This window comes from Kitasatospora sp. NPDC036934 (genome assembly GCF_055608425.1).
The window spans coordinates 281,641-303,264 of sequence record NZ_JBVJQR010000009.1; the positions used below are offsets into that span (position 1 = coordinate 281,641).

The 21,624-nt window shown below is 73.5% G+C and carries 12 protein-coding genes, 2 pseudogenes and 1 riboswitch; of the genes and pseudogenes, 11 read left to right on the forward strand and 3 right to left on the reverse strand.

Annotation, left to right across the window (positions count from 1 at the left end):
* The first annotated feature begins 36 nt into the window (after nucleotides 1-36).
* The 4 genes from ACZ7BZ_RS16725 to ACZ7BZ_RS16740 all read left to right on the forward strand — a co-directional run bounded on the left by ACZ7BZ_RS16725 (nucleotide 37) and on the right by ACZ7BZ_RS16740 (nucleotide 9,837).
* Nucleotides 37-2,649: an SUKH-4 family immunity protein gene (locus ACZ7BZ_RS16725; RefSeq protein ID WP_470358962.1), complete on the forward strand. Its 2,613-nt coding sequence runs from the start codon at nucleotides 37-39 to the stop codon at nucleotides 2,647-2,649.
* Nucleotides 2,650-2,915: 266 nt separating this feature from the next.
* On the forward strand, nucleotides 2,916-4,337 hold the full coding sequence (locus tag ACZ7BZ_RS16730; protein WP_470358963.1) for a hypothetical protein: 1,422 nt from the start codon (nucleotides 2,916-2,918) through the stop codon (nucleotides 4,335-4,337).
* Between the two features lie 656 nt (nucleotides 4,338-4,993).
* Entirely contained in the window at nucleotides 4,994-8,647 is a 3,654-nt protein-coding gene (gene mfd, locus ACZ7BZ_RS16735) for a transcription-repair coupling factor (RefSeq protein ID WP_470358964.1), read from the forward strand.
* Between the two features lie 152 nt (nucleotides 8,648-8,799).
* Nucleotides 8,800-9,837, forward strand: coding sequence for a nucleoside triphosphate pyrophosphohydrolase (locus ACZ7BZ_RS16740; protein ID WP_470358965.1), 1,038 nt, complete (start codon nucleotides 8,800-8,802; stop codon nucleotides 9,835-9,837).
* 38 nt (nucleotides 9,838-9,875) lie between these two features.
* Here ACZ7BZ_RS16740 and ACZ7BZ_RS16745 read toward each other — a convergent pair whose 3' ends face one another.
* The gene (locus ACZ7BZ_RS16745; protein ID WP_470358966.1) at nucleotides 9,876-10,313 is read right to left on the reverse strand and encodes an SDR family NAD(P)-dependent oxidoreductase; all 438 of its coding nucleotides are present in this window, start codon (nucleotides 10,311-10,313) and stop codon (nucleotides 9,876-9,878) included.
* A gap of 335 nt (nucleotides 10,314-10,648) precedes the next feature.
* Between ACZ7BZ_RS16745 and ACZ7BZ_RS16750 the strand changes: the two genes are divergently transcribed.
* The 7 genes and pseudogenes from ACZ7BZ_RS16750 to ACZ7BZ_RS16780 all read left to right on the forward strand — a co-directional run bounded on the left by ACZ7BZ_RS16750 (nucleotide 10,649) and on the right by ACZ7BZ_RS16780 (nucleotide 18,692).
* Nucleotides 10,649-11,977: a cytochrome P450 family protein gene (locus ACZ7BZ_RS16750; RefSeq protein WP_470358967.1), complete on the forward strand. Its 1,329-nt coding sequence runs from the start codon at nucleotides 10,649-10,651 to the stop codon at nucleotides 11,975-11,977.
* 210 nt (nucleotides 11,978-12,187) lie between these two features.
* Nucleotides 12,188-12,357: riboswitch (cyclic di-AMP (ydaO/yuaA leader) on the forward strand.
* Nucleotide 12,358: 1 nt separating this feature from the next.
* A complete protein-coding gene (locus tag ACZ7BZ_RS16755; RefSeq protein ID WP_470358968.1) occupies nucleotides 12,359-13,120 on the forward strand; it encodes a transglycosylase family protein in 762 nt (253 codons plus the stop codon).
* Between the two features lie 265 nt (nucleotides 13,121-13,385).
* Nucleotides 13,386-14,675 (forward strand): phosphopyruvate hydratase, encoded by a 1,290-nt coding sequence (eno, locus tag ACZ7BZ_RS16760; protein WP_380462462.1) that lies wholly within the window; start codon nucleotides 13,386-13,388, stop codon nucleotides 14,673-14,675.
* Nucleotides 14,676-14,817: 142 nt separating this feature from the next.
* Nucleotides 14,818-15,300, forward strand: coding sequence for an FtsB family cell division protein (locus tag ACZ7BZ_RS16765; protein ID WP_470358969.1), 483 nt, complete (start codon nucleotides 14,818-14,820; stop codon nucleotides 15,298-15,300).
* A pseudogene (locus ACZ7BZ_RS16770) lies at nucleotides 15,272-15,808 on the forward strand (DUF501 domain-containing protein); the annotation flags it as partial. The gene ACZ7BZ_RS16765 and the pseudogene ACZ7BZ_RS16770, both read left to right, overlap by 29 nt.
* Nucleotides 15,809-15,960: 152 nt before the next feature.
* Complete coding sequence (locus ACZ7BZ_RS16775) at nucleotides 15,961-16,896, forward strand: Ppx/GppA phosphatase family protein (protein ID WP_470358982.1); 936 nt, start codon at nucleotides 15,961-15,963, stop codon at nucleotides 16,894-16,896.
* A gap of 428 nt (nucleotides 16,897-17,324) precedes the next feature.
* Nucleotides 17,325-18,692 (forward strand): NAD(P)/FAD-dependent oxidoreductase, encoded by a 1,368-nt coding sequence (locus ACZ7BZ_RS16780; protein ID WP_380462460.1) that lies wholly within the window; start codon nucleotides 17,325-17,327, stop codon nucleotides 18,690-18,692.
* Nucleotides 18,693-18,923: 231 nt separating this feature from the next.
* Here the strand turns inward: ACZ7BZ_RS16780 and ACZ7BZ_RS16785 are convergent, their stop codons facing one another.
* A complete protein-coding gene (locus ACZ7BZ_RS16785; protein WP_470358970.1) occupies nucleotides 18,924-21,482 on the reverse strand; it encodes an ABC transporter permease in 2,559 nt (852 codons plus the stop codon).
* A 47-nt stretch (nucleotides 21,483-21,529) separates the two neighbouring features.
* Nucleotides 21,530-21,624, reverse strand: a pseudogene (locus tag ACZ7BZ_RS16790) (ABC transporter ATP-binding protein); the annotation flags it as partial.

Genomic DNA, 21,624 nt, shown 5'->3' on the forward strand with positions numbered 1-21,624 from the left:
ACGAGTGGGGACGACGGGGACAGGAGTGAACCGGGCGTGGTGACGTACGCGCAGGCGCAGGAACTCGCCGAGGAGTGGATCAACGGCGGAGTGCCGCACGCGCAGCAGCGCGAGGTGCGGGTCCGCGAGTTCGACCTCGGCTTCGTCTGCTGGGCGGTGTCGCCCGCGGACCCGGCGGGCGGCCCGGCCGCCGGCGCCGACGGCGGACCGGGCTCGGGCGGGGCACGGCTGGTGATCGCCCGGGACTCGGGCGCCAGCACGCTGTGGCCCGCGCTGCCCGTCAACGAGGTGGTCCGGCAGTACGAGGAGGTGTACGGGCGGCCGGTCGCGGCCAACCCGGCCGGGGCGGCGAAGCCCGCACCGGGGCCGGTGGAGGCCACCTCCTTCCTGCTCAGCCCGCCGCAGTGGCTGCAGGAGGCGGGGGCGGCGGCGATCGCCGCGGAGGCGGAGAAGCTCGGGGGCGCGAACGCCGCTCCGGCGGCCGCCCCTGCTCCGGCTCCTGCGCCGGCCGCGGTGCCGCCCGCGCCGCCGACGCCGGTACCGGTGCCGCCCGCGCCCGCCGTGCTGACCGCGCCGCCGGTCTCCGACCGGCCCGCCGGAGACGCGCCGACCATGCTGGCCCCCCCGCCGGGCGATGGTCCGTACGCCGCCCCGCAGCCGCCCACCGCCGCGCCGGTGCCGCCGGCCGTCCCGCAGCCGCCGGTCGCCCCGGCCGGCGCCGAGGCGGCCACCGTGCTGATGCCCGAGGGCCTGCGCACCTCCGGTTCCGACCTGCCGGACACGCCCGCCCCGGCCGGGGCCGAGGCCGCGACCATGCTGATGCCCCCGAGCAGCGGCGGCTACGGCATGCCCCCGGTCCCGCCGGTCGGCACCCAGCCCCCGAGCACCCAGCCCCCGACCGCGCCCGCCGGCCCGCCGGCCCAGGCCCCGGCGCCCGCCGCAGTGGCCGAGCCGGCGCCGACGCTGCTCGCGCCGCCGGACGCGATGCCCGGCCTGATGGGCCTGCCCGGTGCCCCGGCGACCCCGCCCGGCGCCCCGGTGGAGCAGGCGCCCACCATGCTGGCCTCGCCCGGTGGGCTGGCCGGTCTGCCCGGTGCCCCCGGCCCGGCCGCCCCGCCGTCCGGCGCTGCCCCGGCCCAGGGCGGTCTCGGCCGTGCCCCCGGTTCGGCTCCGCCGCCGCCCCCGCCCGCCGGGCTGCGCGGTGGTCCGTCCGGTTCGGGCGCCGGAGCCCCGGCGCAGGGCGGCCTCGGCCGCGCTCCGGGTTCGGCCCCGCCGCCGCCCCCGCCAGCCGAGCTGCGGCAGACCCCGGGCTCCGGTGCGCCCGCGGCCGGTCCGGGTGGCCGGGCGGCCGGTTCGACCCCGCCGCCCCCGCCCCCGGCGGGCCTGCGCGCGGGTGACGCCCCGGCCGCGCAGGCGGCGCCCGCCCCGGCCGCCGCCGGAGTGGCGTACGAGGCGACCCAGCTGGCGAGCGCGATCGACCCGGCGCTGCTCGGCGGCCCGGCGGACCCCGGCACCCCGCCGTCCGGCGGCCCCGCCGTCCCGCCGCCGCCCGGCGGTCCGGCGGCCCCGGTCACGCCGGCCGCCGGGTACGGCTACCCGAACGCGGGCGCCGCGCCCGGGGTCGTCCCGCCGGCGCAGGTGACCGGCCCGCCACAGGGCGCGCCGGTGCCGCCGGGGGTGCCCGCGGTCGGCCCGGGCTACTTCGCCGCGCTCAGCTACCGGGGCCCGGACGGCTCGGAGCAGAAGTTGCTGCACCGCAGCGAGCCCGGCACCCCGCACCCGGAGTGGAAGATCCTCCAGGACCTGCGGCGGCTGAACGTGCCGCCGGAGCAGGTGCTGGAGCTGTACACCGAGCTGGAGTCCTGCGACCTGCCCGGCGGCTACTGCAACCGCATGATCGCGGCCTCCTGGCCGAACGTGCGGCTGACCCACACCGCCCCGTACGGTCGCGACCACGCCTCCCGGCAGGCCGGCATGGCCGAGCTGCTGGACCACTTGGACGAGCTGCACCAGCTGGCCTCCGGTGCCCAGCGGGTCCGCCCGTTCCGGGCCCCGCTGCCCGCACCGGGGACGGTCCAGGCGCTGCCGCCGCTGCCACCCCAGCAGCTCGCCCAGGAGGTGGGAACGGCCTTCGGGCAGAACCTGTTCCGCTACGAGCAGCGTGCGGTCTCCCGCCAGGGGGTGCCCGAGCCGGTCTCGCAGACCCTGACGTGGGCCGGGCTGCCGCGCGACTTCGGGCCGTTCTTCTGGGCCCAGGCGCAGGAGGGCCGGCCGATCCCGACGCTCGCCGAGCTGGCCGCCGAGCGCGGCCTGCCGGTGGCCCCGGACTTCGGCGGCTACCTGGTGCTCGGCAACGACTACGGCCGCCAGCTGTGCGTCCAGTACGGCACCGCGAACGTGGTCGCGGTGGACGTCGACGGAACCGGCCAGCCGCCGCGGTTCGTCAACAGCGGTGTACCGGAGTTCGTCCGCGCGCTGGCCCTGCTGGGCCGGATGTGGCGGCTGCGGTACGGGCTGACGCCGGAGCAGGCCGGTCGCTGGACGACCGACTTCCAGGCGGAGCTCGCCGCGATCGACCCGGCGGCCCTGCAGAACACGGACACCTGGTGGGCCGTGCTGCTGGAGCAGTTCTGGGACGGTCTGCTGTAGCGGACCGTCGCGGATCCTCGCAGGTGGGGAGGGGTCGTTCCGGTGTCCGGAACGACCCCTCCGGCATGCCCCGGTAGCCGTGCCTCGTTGGGGTTTCGTCCGGATCTGCGCAAAATAGGTCAAGAGGATGGGTCTACTCGTCCGGTCCTCGACATATTCCGGTCCGCACGACGACCGAATCCGGCCCCGGTGTTCCAACCGGTTCCGGATTCGTTCGTTCCGTCCGATCATGGGCTCCGCAGCCCGCGAAACGAGGGGAAGAGCCCATGAGCGACGCCGTCCCCCAGTACGGCTTCACCCAGGCCCGGCGCGGCTACGCGCCCGACCAGGTCGACCGGGCGCTCGTCGCCCTGACCGCACAACGTGACGAGGCCTGGGAGCGCCTGAGCGTCCTGGGCGCCGGCATCCGGCAGATGGAGACCAGGCTGGCCGACGTCCGCCGCGCCGCCGACGAGGCCCCGGAGCCGGACTACCAGGTGCTCAGCGAGCAGGCCGCCGGACTGGCCGACATGGCCCGGAACGAGGCCCGCGCGGTCAAGGAGAAGGCCGAGCGATTCGCCGAGGACCTGCGCGACGAGGTGTACGACGCCGGGCAGGCGCTCCACGAGGCGGCCAAGGAGTACGCCGCCACCACCCGGGCCGAGGCCGACGCGGCCGCCCGCCGCACCGAGGAGCGCACCCGCGCGGAGGCCGAGGGCATCCGCTCCGAGGCCGACCGGGAGTGCCGCGCCGTCCGGGACGCGGCCACCGCCTACGCCGCCAAGGTGCGGGTGGCCGCCGCCGAGGCCGGCGAGCACGCCGAGGCCGAGCTGGCCACCAAGCGCCGCAAGGCCGACGAGGCCTTCGCCGAGGCCCAGGCCAAGGCCGACGCCGAGGACGCCGAGGTCTCCGCGACGGCCGAGCGCCGGGTCAAGGAGGCGGAGCAGCACCGGGAGACCGTGCTGAACCGGATCAAGCAGCTGGAGACCGACGCCCAGGCCAAGGCCGACCAGCTGGTCGAGCGGGCCCGCCGGGAGGCCGAGAAGATCAACGCGGAGAGCGAGCGCGAGCAGCGCGCGTTCGACGCCCGGCTGGAGACCGTCCAGCAGCACCTGGACCACATCAAGGCCACCCTGGCCTCGCTGACCGGTGCGGCGGTCGGGCAGATCGAGCCGGCGGACTTCGCCGGGCTCGCCGCGGCCGAGGCCGCCGCCGATGCGGCGGTGGCCGGTGCGGTGGACGTCGCTGCGGTGGACGGCGCTGCGGCGGGCGGTCCGGTGGACGCTCCGGTGGCTGGTCCGGTGGATGCGGTGGCCGATGCGGTGCCGGTCGACTCGGAGGCGGACACCGGGGAGATCCCGCTGCCGAACCTGCGCAAGGCCGTGGGCGTGGCCGCCGAGCCGGTGGTGAAGGCCCCGGGGCAGCAGAAGCCCACGGCGGTGCTGCGCCAGCCGGTGGTCGGCGGCGCCGGCAGTGGCGCCAGGGCCGCCGCCGAGCCGGTGGCGACCGGGCCGGTGGCCCCGGTCGTGGTGCCGCCGAAGCCGGCCGCGCCGCCCGAGCCGGTGGCCGAGCGGGACGGTGCGGAGGGCACGGTCGGCGCGGAAGGTGCCGAGGGCGCCGAGGAGACCCGGATCATCCCGAAGATCGTCATCGTGGACGACGGCGCCGGCTACGCGGCCCCCAACACGGTGTCCTACCGCCGCCGTTAGCCATCAGCGCCGGTTCCCGCCCGCGATCGGCGCGGTGGGCTTCGCGCCCTGGGCCCCGACCGCCTCCCGCTGGGGGCGGTCGGGGCCTCCGCGTTGCGGTCGGCGTCCGCGCGGGCGCGGAAACGGATGAGGCCGAGACCCGTGGCGCCCTCCAGGAAAGGGCGCCACGGTTCCCGGCGCTTGGGCGGGCGCCCCCACCCAGGGTCGCCCGGCCTCGCACCTCCGACCCCCATCGGGGGTGCGACAGTGCCGCCACAGCCATCCCCCACGGTTGGGTGCGGCGGGCACGTTCACCATGGTGCGCGATCTCCATGGACGGCCAGTGACAGGAGTATGTCCAGTTCGTGGCGGATGGCGGAGCCCGTCCGGACCGGTGTCCGGCCGGTCCGTCCCCCGGTCCGTTCCCGGGCCCGTCCGGTGTTCCGTCTGCGGTCGCGTCCCTGAGAGCGCGGTGGTCGCCGCCGCCGGTTCGTTCCCGCGCGGTCCGGCCGCCGGACGGCGCGGCGCCGCCCGGCTCGTAGACCGCGTGCCCGTCCGTGCCGCGGCGTAGGCTGGAGACCCCCGGCCGCTCGGCGCGCCGGGCCGTTCGCGTTGCCCCGGCGGGCTACTCGCCGCCCGGAGGCAGCACCAGCCACGGGACGAAGAAGAGACCGCAGATGAGCCTGACCGGACTGCTCGATGTCGTCGCGCGGGATGCGGCGCTCGCCGAGGCGATCGAGGCGGCCACCGCCACCGGAGCCGCGGCCGGCAGCCGCCGCCACCTGGACCTGGTCGGCCCGCCCGCCGCCCGGCCGTTCGCCATCGCCGCGCTGGCCCGCGCACTGGCCGGGCAGGCCGCCGGCGACCGGGGCCGCCCGGTGCTGGCCGTCACCGCCACCGGCCGGGAGGCGGAGGACCTGGCCGCCTCGCTGCGCTCGCTGCTGCCCGCCGACGCGGTCGCCGAGTACCCGGCCTGGGAGACCCTGCCGCACGAGCGGCTGTCGCCCCGCTCGGACACCGTCGGCCGCCGGCTGGCCGTGCTGCGCCGGATCGTCCACCCGCGGGCGGACGATCCGGCGGCCGGCCCGGTGCAGGTGATCGTCGCCCCGGTCCGGTCGGTGCTCCAGCCGCAGGTCAAGGGGCTGGCCGAGCTGGAGCCGGTGGCCGTCCGGCGCGGTGAGTCGCACGACCTGGGGGAGGTGGCCCGCCGGCTCGCCGCGGCCGCCTACGCGCGGGTCGAACTGGTCGAGAAGCGCGGCGAGTTCGCCGTCCGCGGCGGCATCCTGGACGTCTTCCCGCCGACCGAGGAGCACCCGCTGCGGGTGGAGTTCTGGGGCGACGAGGTCGAGGAGATCCGCTACTTCAAGGTCGCCGACCAGCGCTCGCTGGAGATCGCCGAGCACGGCCTGTGGGCGCCGCCCTGCCGGGAGCTGCTGCTGACCGACGAGGTGCGCGCCCGGGCCGCCGAACTGGCCGTCCGGCAGCCCGGGTTGGCCGAGATCCTGGACAAGATCGCCGAGGGCATCGCGGTCGAGGGCATGGAGTCGCTGGCCCCGGTGCTGGTCGACGACATGGAGCTGCTGCTCGACGTGCTGCCGCTCGGCTCCGTCGCGGTGGTCTGCGACCCGGAGCGGGTGCGGACCCGGGCCGCCGACCTGGTGGCCACCAGCCAGGAGTTCCTGCACGCCTCCTGGGTCGCCGCGGCCGCCGGCGGTGACCTGCCGATCGACCTGGAGACCATCGACGTCTCCGCCGCCTCGCTGCGCTCGCTCGCCGAGGTGCGCGAGCACGCCGACGAGATCGGACTGGCCTGGTGGTCCGTCAGCCCGTTCGCGACCAGCGAGTCCACGGTCGACGGCATCCTTGCCCGCGACGGAGTCGCCGATTGGCACGGCGATGCCAACACCCTGACCCTCGGCATGCACGCCGTCGAGGCCTACCGGGGCGACACCGCCCGGGCGATCGCCGACGCCAAGGACCGGCTGGCCGCCGACTGGCGGGTCGTCATGGTGACCGAGGGCCACGGACCGGCCTCGCGGCTGGCGGAGGTGCTCGGAAACGAGGGCATCCCGGCCCGGCTGGTCGCCGACCTCGGCGAGGCGCCCACCCGGGACGTCGTGTACGTCTCCTGCGGCTCCATCGAGCACGGTTTCGTGGACGAGGGGCTGAAGCTCACCGTCATCACCGAGACCGACCTGTCCGGCCAGAGGTCCTCCACCAAGGACATGCGCCGGATGCCGTCCCGGCGCCGCAACGCGATCGACCCGCTGGCCCTGGCGACCGGCGACTACGTGGTGCACGAGGCGCACGGCGTCGGCCGGTACGTCGAGATGGTGCAGCGCACCGTCCAGGGCGCCACCCGCGAGTACCTGGTGCTGGAGTACGCCCCCGCCAAGCGCGGCCACCCCGGCGACCGGCTGTTCGTGCCGACCGACCAGCTCGACCAGGTCACCAAGTACGTCGGCGGCGAGGCCCCGACGCTGCACCGGCTCGGCGGCGCGGACTGGGCGAAGACCAAGCAGCGCGCCAAGAAGGCGGTCAAGGAGATCGCCGCCGACCTGATCAAGCTGTACTCGGCCCGGATGGCCGCGCCCGGCCACACCTTCGGCCCGGACACCCCGTGGCAGCGCGAGCTGGAGGACGCCTTCCCGTACGCGGAGACGCCGGACCAGCTGACCACCATCGCCGAGGTCAAGTCGGACATGGAGAAGTCGGTCCCGATGGACCGGCTGATCTGCGGCGACGTCGGCTACGGCAAGACCGAGATCGCGGTGCGGGCCGCGTTCAAGGCGGTGCAGGACGGCAAGCAGGTGGCGGTGCTGGTGCCGACCACGCTGCTGGTGCAGCAGCACTTCTCCACCTTCGCCGAGCGGTACGCCAACTTCCCGGTCACCGTGAAGGCGCTGTCCCGCTTCCAGACCGACACCGAGGCCAAGGCCGTCCTGGAGGGGCTGTTCGAGGGCTCGGTGGACGTCGTCATCGGCACCCACCGGCTGTTCTCCTCCGAGACCAGGTTCAAGGACCTCGGCCTGGTCATCGTCGACGAGGAGCAGCGCTTCGGCGTCGAGCACAAGGAGCAGCTGAAGAAGCTGCGCGCCAACGTGGACGTGCTCACCATGTCCGCGACGCCGATCCCGCGCACCCTGGAGATGGCCGTCACCGGCATCCGCGAGATGTCCACCATCACCACCCCGCCGGAGGAGCGGCACCCGGTGCTGACCTTCGTCGGGCCGTACGACGAGAAGCAGATCTCGGCCGCGATCCGGCGTGAACTCCTGCGCGAGGGCCAGGTGTTCTACATCCACAACCGGGTCGAGTCGATCGACAAGGCGGCCGCCCGGCTCAAGGACCTGGTCCCCGAGGCGCGGATCGCCACCGCGCACGGGCAGATGGGGGAGACCCAGCTGGAGAAGGTCGTCGTCGACTTCTGGGAGAAGGAGTTCGACGTCCTGGTGTCGACCACGATCGTGGAGTCCGGCATCGACATCTCCAACGCCAACACCCTGATCGTCGAGCGCGGCGACACCTTCGGCCTCTCGCAGCTGCACCAGCTGCGCGGCCGGGTCGGGCGAGGGCGCGAGCGCGGCTACGCGTACATGCTGTACCCGCCGGAGAAGCCGCTCACCGAGACCGCCCACGAGCGGCTGGCCACCATCGCCCAGCACACCGAGATGGGCGCCGGCATGTACGTCGCGATGAAGGACCTGGAGATCCGCGGGGCCGGCAACCTGCTCGGTGGCGAGCAGTCCGGGCACATCGCGGGGGTCGGCTTCGACCTCTACATGCGGATGGTCGGCGAGGCGGTGGCCGAGTTCCGCGAGTCGCTGGCGGGCGGTGGCGAGCCGGAGGAGGAGCCGCTGGAGGTGAAGATCGAGCTGCCGGTCGACGCCCACGTGCCGCACGACTACGCGCCCGGCGAGCGGCTGCGGCTGCAGGCCTACCGCTCGATCGCGGCGGTCAACTCGGAGGCGGACATCCAGCAGGTCCGGGACGAACTCGTGGACCGCTACGGCAAGCTGCCGGAGCCGGTGGAGAACCTGCTGATGGTCGCCGCGCTGCGGCTGTACGCCCGGCGGTGCGGGATCTCGGACATCACCCTGCAGGGCACGAACGTCCGCTTCGGCCCGGTGGAACTGCGCGAGTCCCAGCAGCTGCGGCTGAACCGGCTCTACCCGCGCAGCCAGGTCAAGGCGGCGGCCCAGCAGCTGCTGGTGCCCCGGCCGAGCACCGGCCGGATCGGCGGCAAGCCGCTGGTCGGGCGGGAACTGCTGGCCTGGTGCACCGAGTTCCTGTCGGCCATGTTCGACGACCTGGCCGGGGCGAAGAAGTAGCACCGGCCGGTCGATGGCGCACGGCGGTCCCGGGCTCGGCCCGGGGCCGCCGTTCTGCTCGGGCGGTCCGACGTCCCGAGCCGGGGAGCGGGGTGCCGGCGGGTGCGTCCGTGGGTCGGATCGGGGTGGGGTGGGGCGGGTAGGTTCGAGGTGTGACGACGAATGGTGTGCCGACGAACGCCGCGGGCGCGAAGTTGATCCTGCTGACCACCACCCACCGGGTGGCCCCCGGGTTGCTGGCGTGGCCGGCCTGGGAGGCCCTGCGGTCGGCCGGGCGGGTGCTGGTGGCGGACGAGGGGCATCCGCAGGTGGCGGCGGTGCGGCAGGCCGGGGTGGTGGTCGAGGTGGTGCCGGTCGGTTCGGCTCCGGCGCTGGCGCGGCTGCTGACCGGGCAGCCGGGCGCGGCGGGGCCGACGGTGTGGCTGGGCGGCCCGGACGGGGATCCGGGGCTGACGGACGCGCTGGCCCGTCTCGCGGTCGAGCACGCCGGTGAGGTGCCGGAGATCGAGGTGCTGCCGGGCTCCTACGACCTGCCGGGGGCGAGGCTGCTGGACCTCGCCTCGGTGATGGACCGGCTGCGCTCGCCGGGCGGCTGCCCGTGGGACGCCGAGCAGACCCACGAGAGCCTGGTGAAGTACCTGGTCGAGGAGGCCTACGAGCTGGTCGAGGCGATCGAGGAGGGGGACCGCGACGCGCTGCGCGAGGAGTTGGGCGACGTCCTGCTGCAGGTGTTCTTCCACGCCCGGATCGCCGAGGAGCACCCGACCGAGCCGTTCACCGTGGACGACGTGGCCGGGGACATCGTGGAGAAGCTGGTGTACCGGCACCCGCACGTGTTCGGGGACGTCGAGGCCGACGGCGCCGCCGAGGTGGAGGCGAACTGGGAGCAGCTGAAGGCGGCCGAGAAGGCGGACCGGGAGTCCGTCCTGGACGGTGTGCCGGCCGGGCTGCCGGCGCTGGCGTACGCGGCGAAGCTGGTGTCCCGGGTGCGCCGGGCGGGCTTCACCGAGGTGCCGGACGAGCCGTACCGGCTGCCGGAGGTGCTGACCGCGGAGTCGGCGGGCCGGCTGCTGCTGGCGGTGGCGCAGCGGGCGCACGACGCGGGGGTGGACGTGGACGCGGCGCTGCGCTCGGCCGCGCGCGGCTACCGGGACGCGGTGCGCGCGGCCGAGGGGCTCAAGCCGGAGTAGGCCCTGTCCGGCCGAGCCGGTCGGGCCGGAGCGGTCGTTCAGGCCGCCGTGGCGGTGTGCCCGGCGGTGTGTTCGGCGGGGCGCCGCTGCGGCGGCACGACCTCGCCGATGGCCTCGCCGACCAGGGCGACCAGTTCGGCGAGCCGCTCCAGGTCGAGGTGGTCGGGCAGGTCGGCGAGGGAGACGATCCGCTCGCCCCTGGGGCCGGCGACGCAGAAGAGGTCGATCGGCCCGAGGTGCTTCTCGGCGGTGTCGACCAGAGCGGCGACGTCGCTGGGCCGACGGATGTCACCGCCGACGCCGACCACCGGGCAGCCGGGCCGGTCGAGTTCGGCGGCGAGGTCCTCGGCGACTCCGGCGTGCTGGTCGGCGATCAGCATCCCGGCGGCGCCGGCCGCGGTGAACCCGCGGGCGAGGTCGGCTCCTGAACCGCCGTCGAGCACCGCGATGACGACGACTGCTCCGCTGACCCGCATGGCCTGCTCCTCCCTGTGGGCGACACCGCACCGGCGCCCACGCGTACTGCGGAGGATCGTAGGCACGTCCTGACCCTCCGCAACAGGGATTACCCCGCAGGTGACCAGGCTCACGCCTGCCACCGGGCCAAGAGCTGTCCAAGGGCTGTCCACCGACCGTCCACGGGCCGTCCACGGAGTGTTGGCGCACCCCTCGCGCACCGCTCACCCGCCGCTCGCGCACCGCTCACCCGCCGCTCGCGCACCGCTCGCCGGCGACGGATGAACCGGTGACTTCCCGGTGGCCGCCCAGGCGCCCGTCCGGCCCGGTCCGGTCCAGCGGTTACGGTCGACGCATGCCAGCTCAGCCCGAGGGCCCCCGGCCCGCCGCCCAGCCCGAACCGCAGCCCGCCCCGGAGCTCTTCACCTGGGAGTTCGCCGCCGACCCGTACCCCGCCTACGCCTGGCTGCGCGAGCACGCCCCGGTTCGCCGCACCACCCTGCCGAGCGGCGTGGAGGCCTGGCTGGTGACCAGGTACGCGGACGCCCGGCAGGCGCTGGCGGACAGCCGGCTGTCGAAGAACCCGGCGCACCACAGCGAGCAGGCGCACCGCACCGGCCGGGTGGGCATCCCGGGGGAGCGGCAGGCGGACCTGATGACCCACCTGCTGAACATCGACCCGCCGGACCACACCCGGCTGCGCCGCCTGGTGTCGAAGGCGTTCACCCCGCGCCGGGTGGCCGAGTTCGAGCCGCGGGTGCAGCAGTTGACCGACCGGCTGATCGACGGCTTCGCCCAGCGCGGATCGGCGGACCTGATCCACGAGTTCGCCTTCCCGCTCCCCATCTACGCGATCTGCGACATGCTGGGCGTGCCGGCCGAGGACCAGGACGACTTCCGGGACTGGGCCGGGATGATGCTGCGACACACGAAGCCGGGCCAAGGCGGCGGCCAACGCGGCGGTGTGGGGCGGGCGGTGAGGCGGATGCGGGCGTACCTGCTGGAGCTGATCCACCGCAAGCGGGCGGACCTCGGCGACGACCTGATCTCCGGTCTGATCCGGGCGAGCGACCACGGCGAGCACCTCACCGAGAACGAGGCCGCCGCGATGGCGTTCATCCTCCTCTTCGCGGGCTTCGAGACCACCGTCAACCTGATCGGCAACGGCACCTACGCGCTGCTGCGCAACCCGGAGCAGCGGCGCCTGCTGCAGGAGTCGGTGGCCCTGGGGGAGACCGGGCTGCTGGAGACCGGGATCGAGGAACTCCTGCGCTACGACGGGCCGGTGGAGCTGGCGACCTGGCGGTTCGCGACCCGGCCGCTGACCATCGGCGGGGTGGACATCCCGGTCGGCGACCCGGTGCTGGTGGTGCTGGCGGCGGCGGACCGCGACCCGGCCCGGTTCGCCGACGAGAACACCCTCGACCTGGCCCGGAGCGACAACCCCCACCTGGGCTTCGGGCACGGCATCCACTACTGCATCGGCGCCCCGCTGGCCCGGCTGGAGGGACGGGCCGCGCTGGCCACGCTGCTCTCACGGCTGCCCGATCTGCGGCTGGCCGAGAATCCGGAGGACCTGCGTTGGCGGGGTGGCCTGATCATGCGTGGATTGCGCGAACTTCCGGTCGAATTCAGTCCGGAAGCCCGCTCCCCGCACGCCCGTCCTGAGGCCCCGACACACTGACGTGACGTCGTCGAGCAGGCTCCAGATGCGGTGTGAACGAGCATCAAACCGGACAAAGCCCCGCTGTTGGTAGGCGATCGAGCACGCGCCGTAATTCTTGTGTGATGTCGGTGATATGAGCTTGTGATTGGTCTGAGGATCTGTCTAGTCTCCCTGGAGTTCGCAGCTGCGGACCCCGTGCGCGGAACGCCGAATCCTGCCCGCCGCGCGACGGGAAACCGACCAGACCCTGGGCAGGGGCGGGGGACCCAGGTTTGTTGCCGTCTCCCCACGGCTTGGGGTGAAGCCGCCCGAGCGGAATCGTTTCCGTCGACGGCGGCCGGGCCACCTCCCGGTCCGAACCCGACAGCTCACCTCGCAGGCGTGCGGAGAGGGACCTTCATGCTGTTCGTTGGAACTGGCCGTCATCGTCGTCGCTCCCAGGCCGAGAAGGCCATCGCCGTCGCCGGTGTGGCCGGCGTCGGACTCGCACTGCCGCTCCTCACCGCCACCGGAGCCTCCGCCGCCCCGGCCTCCGTCTGGGACTCCGTCGCCCAGTGCGAGAGCGGCGGCAACTGGAGCATCAACACCGGCAACGGCTTCTCCGGCGGCCTGCAGTTCACCCCCAGCACCTGGAAGGCGTACGGCGGCACCGCGTACGCGGCGCAGGCCAACCAGGCCAGCCGGGCGCAGCAGATCTCGGTCGCCGAGAAGGTGCTCGCCTCGCAGGGCCCGGGTGCCTGGCCGGTCTGCTCCGTCAAGGCCGGCCTGAGCAAGGGCGGCGCCCCGGCGGCCGTGGACACCTCCTCGGACGCCAAGCCGCAGTCCGCGCCGAAGCAGAAGGCCCAGCCGCAGGCCGCGAAGCCCGCCGCGAAGCCCGTCCAGCAGTACACCCCGAAGCACGCCGCGCCGAAGCAGGCCGAGCGGCCCGCCGAGCAGCCGGTGCAGCAGTACACGCCGAAGCACGCCGCCCCGCGCGCCGCCCAGGCCCCGTCCGCCCAGACCGGCCACGACTACACCGTCCGCTCCGGCGACACGCTGTCGACGATCGCCGCCGCCCAGGGCGTGTCCGGTGGCTGGCAGGCGCTGTACGACGGCAACCGCGGCACGGTCGGCGGCGACCCGAACCTGATCCTGCCCGGCCAGGTGCTGCACCTCGGCTGAGCCGTTCCGCACGGCTCCGGAAGCCGAACGGAGGAGGGGGCCGCGTCCGGCGGTCCCCTTCGTCCGCGTTCGTCCGTGATGGTGGGACAAGTCGGGTCGGGCAGGTGAACTACCGGTGGGTAGCGGGGCCACACGCTGAGACGGAGTCGAGGTCGACGTGGCCCCGGGAGCCCGGGCGGTTAGGCTCTGGTCGTAACGACTCCGCAATCCTCCGGCCGACCGGCACCACCGTCAGCCGGACCCTGCTTCCGCAAGGAGATGCTTCGTGCCGTCCATCGATGTCGTCGTAGCCCGCGAAATCCTCGACTCCCGCGGCAACCCCACGGTCGAGGTCGAGGTCGGCCTCGACGACGGCAGCACGGGTCGTGCCGCTGTTCCGTCGGGCGCCTCGACCGGCGCCTTCGAGGCGCTGGAGCTGCGCGACGGTGACAAGAACCGCTACTTCGGCAAGGGCGTGGAGAAGGCCGTCCTGGCCGTCATCGAGCAGATCGGCCCGGAGCTGGTCGGCTACGACGCCACCGAGCAGCGCCTGATCGACCAGGCCATGCTCGACCTGGACGCCACCCCGGACAAGTCCTCGCTCGGCGCCAACGCCATCCTGGGCGTCTCGCTGGCCGTCGCGCACGCCGCCTCCGAGGCCAGTGACCTGCCGCTGTTCCGCTACCTGGGCGGCCCGAACGCGCACGTCCTGCCGGTCCCGATGATGAACATCCTCAACGGTGGCTCCCACGCGGACTCCAACGTCGACATCCAGGAGTTCATGATCGCCCCGATCGGCGCGGAGTCCTTCTCCGAGGCCGTCCGCTGGGGCGTCGAGGTCTACCACACCCTCAAGGGCGTGCTGAAGGAGCGCGGCCTGTCCACCGGCCTCGGCGACGAGGGCGGCTTCGCGCCGAACCTGGACAGCAACCGGGAGGCCCTGGACCTCATCACCGAGGCCATCCAGAAGGCCGGCTACGTGCCCGGCCGTGACATCGCGCTGGCCCTGGACGTCGCCGCCTCCGAGTTCTACCAGGACGGCGCCTACCAGTTCGAGGGCAAGGCCCTGTCGGCCGCCGAGCTCATCGAGTACTACGCCGAGCTGGTCGCCGCCTACCCGCTGGTCTCCATCGAGGACCCGCTGGACGAGTCGGACTGGAACGGCTGGAAGGCCATGACCGTCAAGCTGGGCGACAAGGTCCAGCTGGTCGGCGACGACCTGTTCGTCACCAACCCGGCCCGCCTGGCCAAGGGCATCGAGACCGGCACCGCCAACGCCCTGCTGGTGAAGGTGAACCAGATCGGCTCGCTGACCGAGACCCTGGACGCCGTCGAGCTGGCCCAGCGCAACGGCTACCGCTGCATGATGTCGCACCGCTCCGGCGAGACCGAGGACGTCACCATCGCCGACCTGGCCGTCGCCACCAACTGCGGCCAGATCAAGACCGGTGCCCCGGCCCGCTCCGAGCGCGTCGCCAAGTACAACCAGCTGCTGCGCATCGAGGAGATCCTCGACGACGCCGCCGAGTACGCCGGCCGCGGCGCCTTCCCGCGGTTCCGCTCCGCGGACCAGTAAGCACAGCAGGTTCGAGGCCCGGGACTGTCCCCGGTAGCGCACGCCTGACCGGTGCCCCGGCGCACACCCCGTAGGGTGGGCGGCGGGGCACCGTCGCGACCAGGAGGGGATACGGGAGATGGCTGGCTGGAGGATCCCGGGCTTGGCGGCCCGGCCTCGGTTCACGAGCCGGGCGACCGTCCTCGTCCTGGTGCTCTGCTCGCTGGTCGCGATCCTGGCCTACCCGACCCGGCAGTTCATCTCCCAGCGCGCCGAGATCTCCGCCCAGCGGGCGAAGGCCGACCACGCGCGCCAGCAGGTCGACCAGCTGCGCCGGGACAAGGCCCGCTGGCAGGATCCGGAGTACGTCAAGGCGCAGGCCCGCGCCCGGCTGCACTACGCGGTGCCGGGGGAGACCCCGTACATCGCGGTGGACCCGTCCGGTGCGGCCGCCCGGCCCGCCGCCCCGGCCGGCCCCGCGACCCCCTCCGCCGAGGCGGCGGCCGGCCAGGCGAAGGCCGCCAAGCCCTGGTACACCAGCATCTGGGACTCGGTGGACGCCGCCGACACCGTCGCGCTGGCCCCCGCCGCCCCCCGTCCGCTCCCCCCGTCCTCCGTTGGAGACCCCACCCCCCATGACCACTGAGAACCACCCCGCCGTCTCCGACGCCGACGTCGCGGCCATCGCCGCCCAGCTCGGCCGGGTGCCGCGCGGCCTGCGCGGTGTGGCGCACCGCTGCCCCTGCGGCAACCCCGACGTCGTGGAGACGGCCCCCCGGCTGCCGGACGGCACGCCGTTCCCGACGCTGTACTACCTGACCTGTCCCAAGGCCGCCTCGCTGATCGGCACGCTGGAGGCCGAGGGCGTGATGAAGGACCAGACCGCCCGCCTCGCCGAGGATCCGGAGCTGGCCGCCGCCTACCAGAAGGCGCACGAGGACTACATCGCCCGGCGCGACGCGATCGAGGTGCTGGAGGGCTTCCCGAGCGCCGGCGGCATGCCGGACCGGGTGAAGTGCCTGCACGTGTTGGTCGGCCACTCGTTGGCGGCCGGCGAGGGCGTCAACCCGCTCGGCGACGAGGCGATCGGCATGCTGGAGGACTGGTGGGCCAAGGGCCCGTGCGTCTCCCCGGCCGAGGTCGAGGCGGCCGGGCAGCGGGTCCTGCGCAACCGGGCCAAGGAGCAGGACCACGAGGCCGTGATCGAGGCCAAGCAGCAGAAGACCGCCGAGCGGGCCGCCAAGAAGCGCGCCGCCGAGGCCGCGGCCTCGGAAGCCGGCGCAGCGGAGCAGGAGTCCGAGTGAGCATGACCCGTGTGGCCGCGATCGACTGCGGCACCAACTCGATCCGGCTGCTGGTCGCGGACCTCGACCCGGAGACCGGCGAGATCACCGACCTCGACCGCCGGATGATCATCAACCGGCTGGGCCAGGGCGTGGACCGGACCGGCCGCCTCCACCCGGACGCGCTGGAGCGCACCTTCGCGGCCTGCCGGGAGTACCGGGAGATCATCGAGGGCTTCGGCGTCGGCCCGGAGCGCACCCGCTTCGTCGCCACCAGCGCCTCCCGGGACGCCGAGAACAGCGACGAGTACGTCAAGGGCGTGCGCGAGATCCTGGGCGTCGAGCCGGAGGTGGTGAGCGGCGAGGAGGAGGCCCACCTGTCCTTCGTGGGCGCCACCAGGGAGCTGACCGGCGGCCAGTTCCCCGCGCCCTACCTGGTCTTCGACCTCGGCGGCGGCTCCACCGAGTTCGTGCTCGGCGCGGCCGAGGTGGAGGCGGCGCGCTCGGTCGACATCGGCTGCGTGCGGCTGACCGAGCGGCACTTCGCCGGGGCCGAGCTGCCGTCCGCGGAGCAGGTCGCGGAGGCCCGGGCGCACGTGCGGGCGGAGCTGGACAAGGCCGAGGAGGTCGTCCCGCTGACCGGTGCGGCCACCCTGGTGGGCCTGGCCGGGACGGTCACCACGGTGTCCGCGATCGCCCAGGACCTGCCCGCCTACGACTCGGCGCGGATCCACCACTCGCGGATCAGCCGCGAGCGGGTCGCGGAGATCGCCCGGGAGCTGCTGGCCGCCACCCACGCGGAGCGCGCGGCGATCCCGTCGATGCACCCGGGCCGGGTGGACGTGATCGCGGCGGGCGCGCTGGAGCTGCTGGAGATCATGGAGCGCACCGGCGCCGCCGAGGTGGTCGTGAGCGAGCACGACATCCTGGACGGCATCGCCTGGAGTACGGCCTCCTGAAGGCCCGCAGGCCTTACGGCACCGGCCCCGACGCCCTTTCCGGGGCGCCGGGGCCGGGGCGCGCCCGGGCTCGGGCGAGAACCTTCGTGAATTTCTTCACATGGCGATCCAGTCATTCGTCGCACCCCGGGGCCCGCTACGCCCGAATTGTGAGACCGAAGGCCGGTCGCTCGCGCGGCCCCTTGGATCGCAGGTCAGGCCTCGTTCAGGGTTTGAAAATCGAAATCACAAGCGGGAACCCGGGCACTGTACGGATCGTTGCTGCTCAGCCGGGTGGTGCTCCGGCGCACGTTCGCGAGGGACTGCCGGGGCCCGTGAGCCGGTGCGCCGGTGTCGTTTTTGTGGGCGCGGAGTGTAGCACGGGGTGTCCATGAGCTTGTGACCGGGCTCACGAAGGCTCCTCCGGGCGGTGCTGGATACTTTCGGATATGAGCACCACGGAGCGTCCTCGCATCCTCATTGTCGGCGGTGGTTACGTCGGCCTGTATGCCGCGATGCGCATCCTCAAGAAGATGCGTTACGGCGAAGCGACCGTCACGGTCGTGGACCCGCGGTCGTACATGACGTACCTGCCCTTCCTCCCCGAGGCGGCCGGCGGCAACGTCGCGCCTCGCAACCTCGTCGCGCCGCTGCGCAAGACCCTCAAGCAGGCGGAGGTGCTGACCGGGTCCGTCACCGGCATCGACCACGCCCGCAAGGTCGCCACCATCCAGCCGGCGGCCGGCGACAGTTACGAGCTGCCCTTCGAGTACCTGGTCGTCGCGACCGGCTCGGTCTCCCGCACCTTCCCGATCCCGGGTCTGGCGGAGAACGGCATCGGCATGAAGACGGTCGAGGAGGCCATCGGCCTCCGGAACCACGTCATGGCCCAGCTCGACAAGGCCGAGTCCACCTCGGACGAGGAGGTCCGCCGCAAGGCCCTGACCTTCGTCGTCATCGGCGGCGGCTTCGCCGGCATCGAGACGGTCGCCGAGATCGAGGACATGGCGCGCGACGCGGCCAAGCTGTACAAGACCGTCAGCCGCGACGACATGCGCTTCGTCGTGGTCGAGGCGGCCAACCGCATCCTCCCCGAGATGGGCCCGGACCTCGGTCTGTGGACCAAGGAGAAGCTCGAGGAGCGCAACATCGAGGTCTACATCGAGACCTCGATGGACTCCTGCATCGACGGCCACGTCATGCTGAAGAACGGCATGGAGATGGACGCCTCCACCATCGTGTGGACGGCCGGCGTCAAGCCGAACCCGGTGCTGGCCAACTTCGGCCTCCCGCTGGGCCCGCGCGGCCACGTCGACACCGCGCCGACCCTCCAGGTCCAGGGCTTCGACTACGTCTGGTCCGCCGGCGACAACGCCCAGGTGCCGGACCTCGCCGCCGGCGAGGGCGCCTGGTGCCCGCCGAACGCGCAGCACGCCTGCCGTCAGGCCGTCGTCCTCGGTGACAACGTCATCTCCGGCATGCGGGGCTTCCCGCAGAAGGAGTACAAGCACAAGAACCTGGGTGCGGTCGCCGGTCTCGGCCTGCACAAGGGCGTGGCGATCCTCTTCGGCAAGTACAAGCTGAAGGGCCGTCCGGCCTGGTGGTTCCACCGCCTGTACCACGGCGCGATGGTCCCGACCGTCAACCGCAAGGTCCGCGTCTTCACCGACTGGACCCTCGCGATGTTCCTGAAGCGCGAAGCCGTGGGCCTCTCCCAGATGGAGAACCCGCAGCTCCCGATCCAGGAGGTCACGCCGCCCACCAAGCCCGTCGAGGCTGCCAAGCCGGCCGCCGACAAGGAGCTCGCCAGCAAGTAAGCGACTGGACCCCGGTGTGGGAGCGCCGGGGTATGAGTCGGAGGCCCTCCGCCCGGCAGTGTCGCCGGACCACGACCTCCGTGGTGCTCAGCCGGCCGTGCGACCGGGCGGAGTACAGCAGTAGCAGAGCCCCTGCCGAAACTCCGGCAGGGGCTCTCGCTGTGTCCAGGGGCCCCGCGACCCCGCCCCCGGCCGCGGGGGCGACCGGGGGCGGGACGGACGGGCGGGGCGTCAGTCGGTCTTGATGCTCGACAGGATGTCCAGCTTGGACGCCCGGCGGGCCGGCCAGAGCGCGGCGACCAGGCCGACCAGCCCGGCCAGCGCCAGGAACAGCGCCAGCTGGCCGTACGGCAGGACGGTGGTCAGCCCGCTCAGGCTGGACTTGAGCGTCCCGTTGATCGCCCAGGCGATGAAGCAGCCGAGCAGCAGGCCGATCCCGGCGCCGAAGAGCGAGATCACCACCGACTCCAGCCGGACCATCCGCTTGATGCCGCGCCGGTCCAGGCCGATCGCCCGCAGCATCCCGATCTCGCGCTTGCGCTCGAAGACCGACATGGCCAGCGTGTTGATCACGCCCAGGATCGCGACCAGCACGGACATCGCCAGCAGGCCGTACATCATGTTCAGCGCGAAGGTGATGGTCTGGCTGAAGGAGTCCCGGACGTCCTGCTTGGACTTCACCTCGATCACCGGGTTGGCGCCGGTGGCGTCCTTGAGCGACTGCTTGAGGCCGTCCGTGGCGCCGTCCCTGCCCTTGACCAGGACGTCGGAGACGTACGGCTGGGGTTCGTGCTTGGCGATCTCGCCGTTGGCCAGCAGGACCGGGCCCAGCATGCCGCCCTTCTCGTACACGCCGCCGACGGTGAGCTGACCGGTGGACTTGTCCGGGTAGGTCACGGTCATCGTCGAGCCGGTGGAGACCTTGGACTTGGTCGCGACGTCCTGGTCCACCAGCAGCTGGCCCTTGCCCAGGGCGGCGGCCGAACCGCTGGTCAGCTTGATGTCGACCAGCTGCTCGAAGCCGTCCGGGTTCAGGCCGGTGACGTCCCGGCGGGTGCCGTCGAGCTTCCAGGAGGCGGAGGTCATCGGCGAGGAGGCCGCGACCCCGGAGGCCTTGGCGATCTGGTCGGGCACCTGCGGGGACAGGCTCATGCCGTTGGCGGCCGAGACGATGTAGTCGGCCTTCATCGAGCTGGTGACGGCCCGGTCGATGGTGTCGCCGACCGAGGTGCCGATCACCGTCAGGCCGCTGACCAGGGTCAGGCCGATGGTGAGCGCGGCGGCGGTGGCCGCCGTGCGGCGCGGGTTGCGCACCGCGTTCTGCTGGGCGAGCTTGCCGGGGGTGCCGCCCAGGCCGCGCAGCAGCGGGCCGACCATGGCGACCACCGGACGGGAGAGCAGCGGCAGCAGGACGAACACGCCGATCAGGGCCAGGAAGGCGCCCAGACCCACCGGCATGCGGCCGGAGTCGTCACCGGTGGAGGCGCCGAAGCCGATCAGCGCGAGGCCGCCGGCCGCGAACAGCGATCCGATGGTGTTGCGGACCACCAGGCTCTTCTGACTGGTCGGCTGGTCGCCGCTGCTCATCGCGGCCACCGGGGCGATCCGGGCGGCGCGCACGGCCGGCAGCAGGGCCGACAGGACCGTCACCAGGACGCCGACCAGCAGGGTCACCAGGACGGTGGTCGGCGCGATCACCAGCGAGCCGCTCGGCATGTTCTCGTTCAGCGTGCCCATCAGGGACTGCAGCCCGGCGCCGATCCCGATGCCCGCCAGCAGACCGGCCACCGCCGAGACGACGCCGATCAGCAGCGCCTCGACCAGCACCGAGCGGGTCACCTGCTTGCGGCTGGCGCCGATCGCCCGCAGCAGCGCCAGCTCCTTGGTGCGCTGGGCGACCAGCATGGTGAAGGTGTTGGCGATGATGAAGATGCCGACGAACAGCGAGATGCCGGCGAAGACCAGCAGCATGGTGCGCATGCTGTCGGTGCCCCTGGTGATCTGGGCCTGCTCGTCGGCCTTCAGCGTGGCGCCGGTCTCGACGTCGAACTGGTCGCCGGCCGGCACCTCGGGCCGGGCCTGGGCGAGCAGCGCGTCCTCGCCGGTGCCGGGCTTGGCGGTGAGCACGACGCTGCTGTAGCGGCCGGGCTCCAGCAGCAGCTGCTGGGCGGTGGCCTTGTCGAACAGGGTGAGGGTGCCGCCGGTGTTCACCACCGGGTCGTCGGTGGTGAAGACACCGGTGAGCCGGGCCTCGACGACCGGGCCGTTGGCGGCCACCCGGACGGTGTCGCCGACCTTGTAGCCCGCCTTGTCGGCGGTCCTGCGGTCGAGGGCGACCTCCTTGGCGTTCGTCGGGCCCTGGCCCTCGGCCATCGGGTAGCGGGCGTCCTTGCCGTCCTGGCCCGGGGCGAAGTTGGCGCCCCTGGCGGCCCAGAACTGGCCGATCAGGTTGCCCTTCTTGTCGGCCACCCCGGTGAAGCCGCTGACCACCCCGCGGGCGCCGGCGGTGCCGGGCAGGGCGGCCAGCTGCTGGACGGTGGCGTCGGTGAGCGCCGCGGAGCCGCTCTCGCTCTTCTGCCGGGCGGTGGCCCCGGAGCCGGCCGCGCGGTCCACCACCTGGACCGAGACGTCCGAGTAGCTCTTGGAGTTGCTGTCCCGCATGGCCTTGCCGAAGGTGTCGGAGAAGACCATGGTGCCGGCGACGAACGCCGTTCCGAGCATGACGGCCAGGGCCGTCATCAGCAGTCGGCCCTTGTGGGCCAGCACATTGCGCAGTGCGGTGCGATACATGAGGTGTCCTGGAGGGGTTCGAGGGCGTGGGGCCGGCTGGCCGGGTGTCAGCTGGTGCGGCCCTTGGCGTCGAAGCGGCGCATGCGGTCCAGGACGGTGTCGGCGGTGGGGTGGTGGAGTTCGTCGACGATGCGGCCGTCGG

Bases quoted from the DNA above. Each gene is read 5' to 3' on its own strand.
- ACZ7BZ_RS16730 (WP_470358963.1), top strand. From the start codon at position 2,916: ATGAGCGACGCCGTCCCCCAGTACGGCTTCACCCAGGCCCGGCGCGGC.
- mfd (WP_470358964.1), top strand. From the start codon at position 4,994: ATGAGCCTGACCGGACTGCTCGATGTCGTCGCGCGGGATGCGGCGCTC.
- ACZ7BZ_RS16745 (WP_470358966.1), bottom strand. From the start codon at position 10,313: ATGCGGGTCAGCGGAGCAGTCGTCGTCATCGCGGTGCTCGACGGCGGT.
- ACZ7BZ_RS16750 (WP_470358967.1), top strand. From the start codon at position 10,649: ATGCCAGCTCAGCCCGAGGGCCCCCGGCCCGCCGCCCAGCCCGAACCG.
- ACZ7BZ_RS16755 (WP_470358968.1), top strand. From the start codon at position 12,359: ATGCTGTTCGTTGGAACTGGCCGTCATCGTCGTCGCTCCCAGGCCGAG.
- ACZ7BZ_RS16775 (WP_470358982.1), top strand. From the start codon at position 15,961: ATGACCCGTGTGGCCGCGATCGACTGCGGCACCAACTCGATCCGGCTG.
- ACZ7BZ_RS16780 (WP_380462460.1), top strand. From the start codon at position 17,325: ATGAGCACCACGGAGCGTCCTCGCATCCTCATTGTCGGCGGTGGTTAC.
- ACZ7BZ_RS16785 (WP_470358970.1), bottom strand. From the start codon at position 21,482: ATGTATCGCACCGCACTGCGCAATGTGCTGGCCCACAAGGGCCGACTG.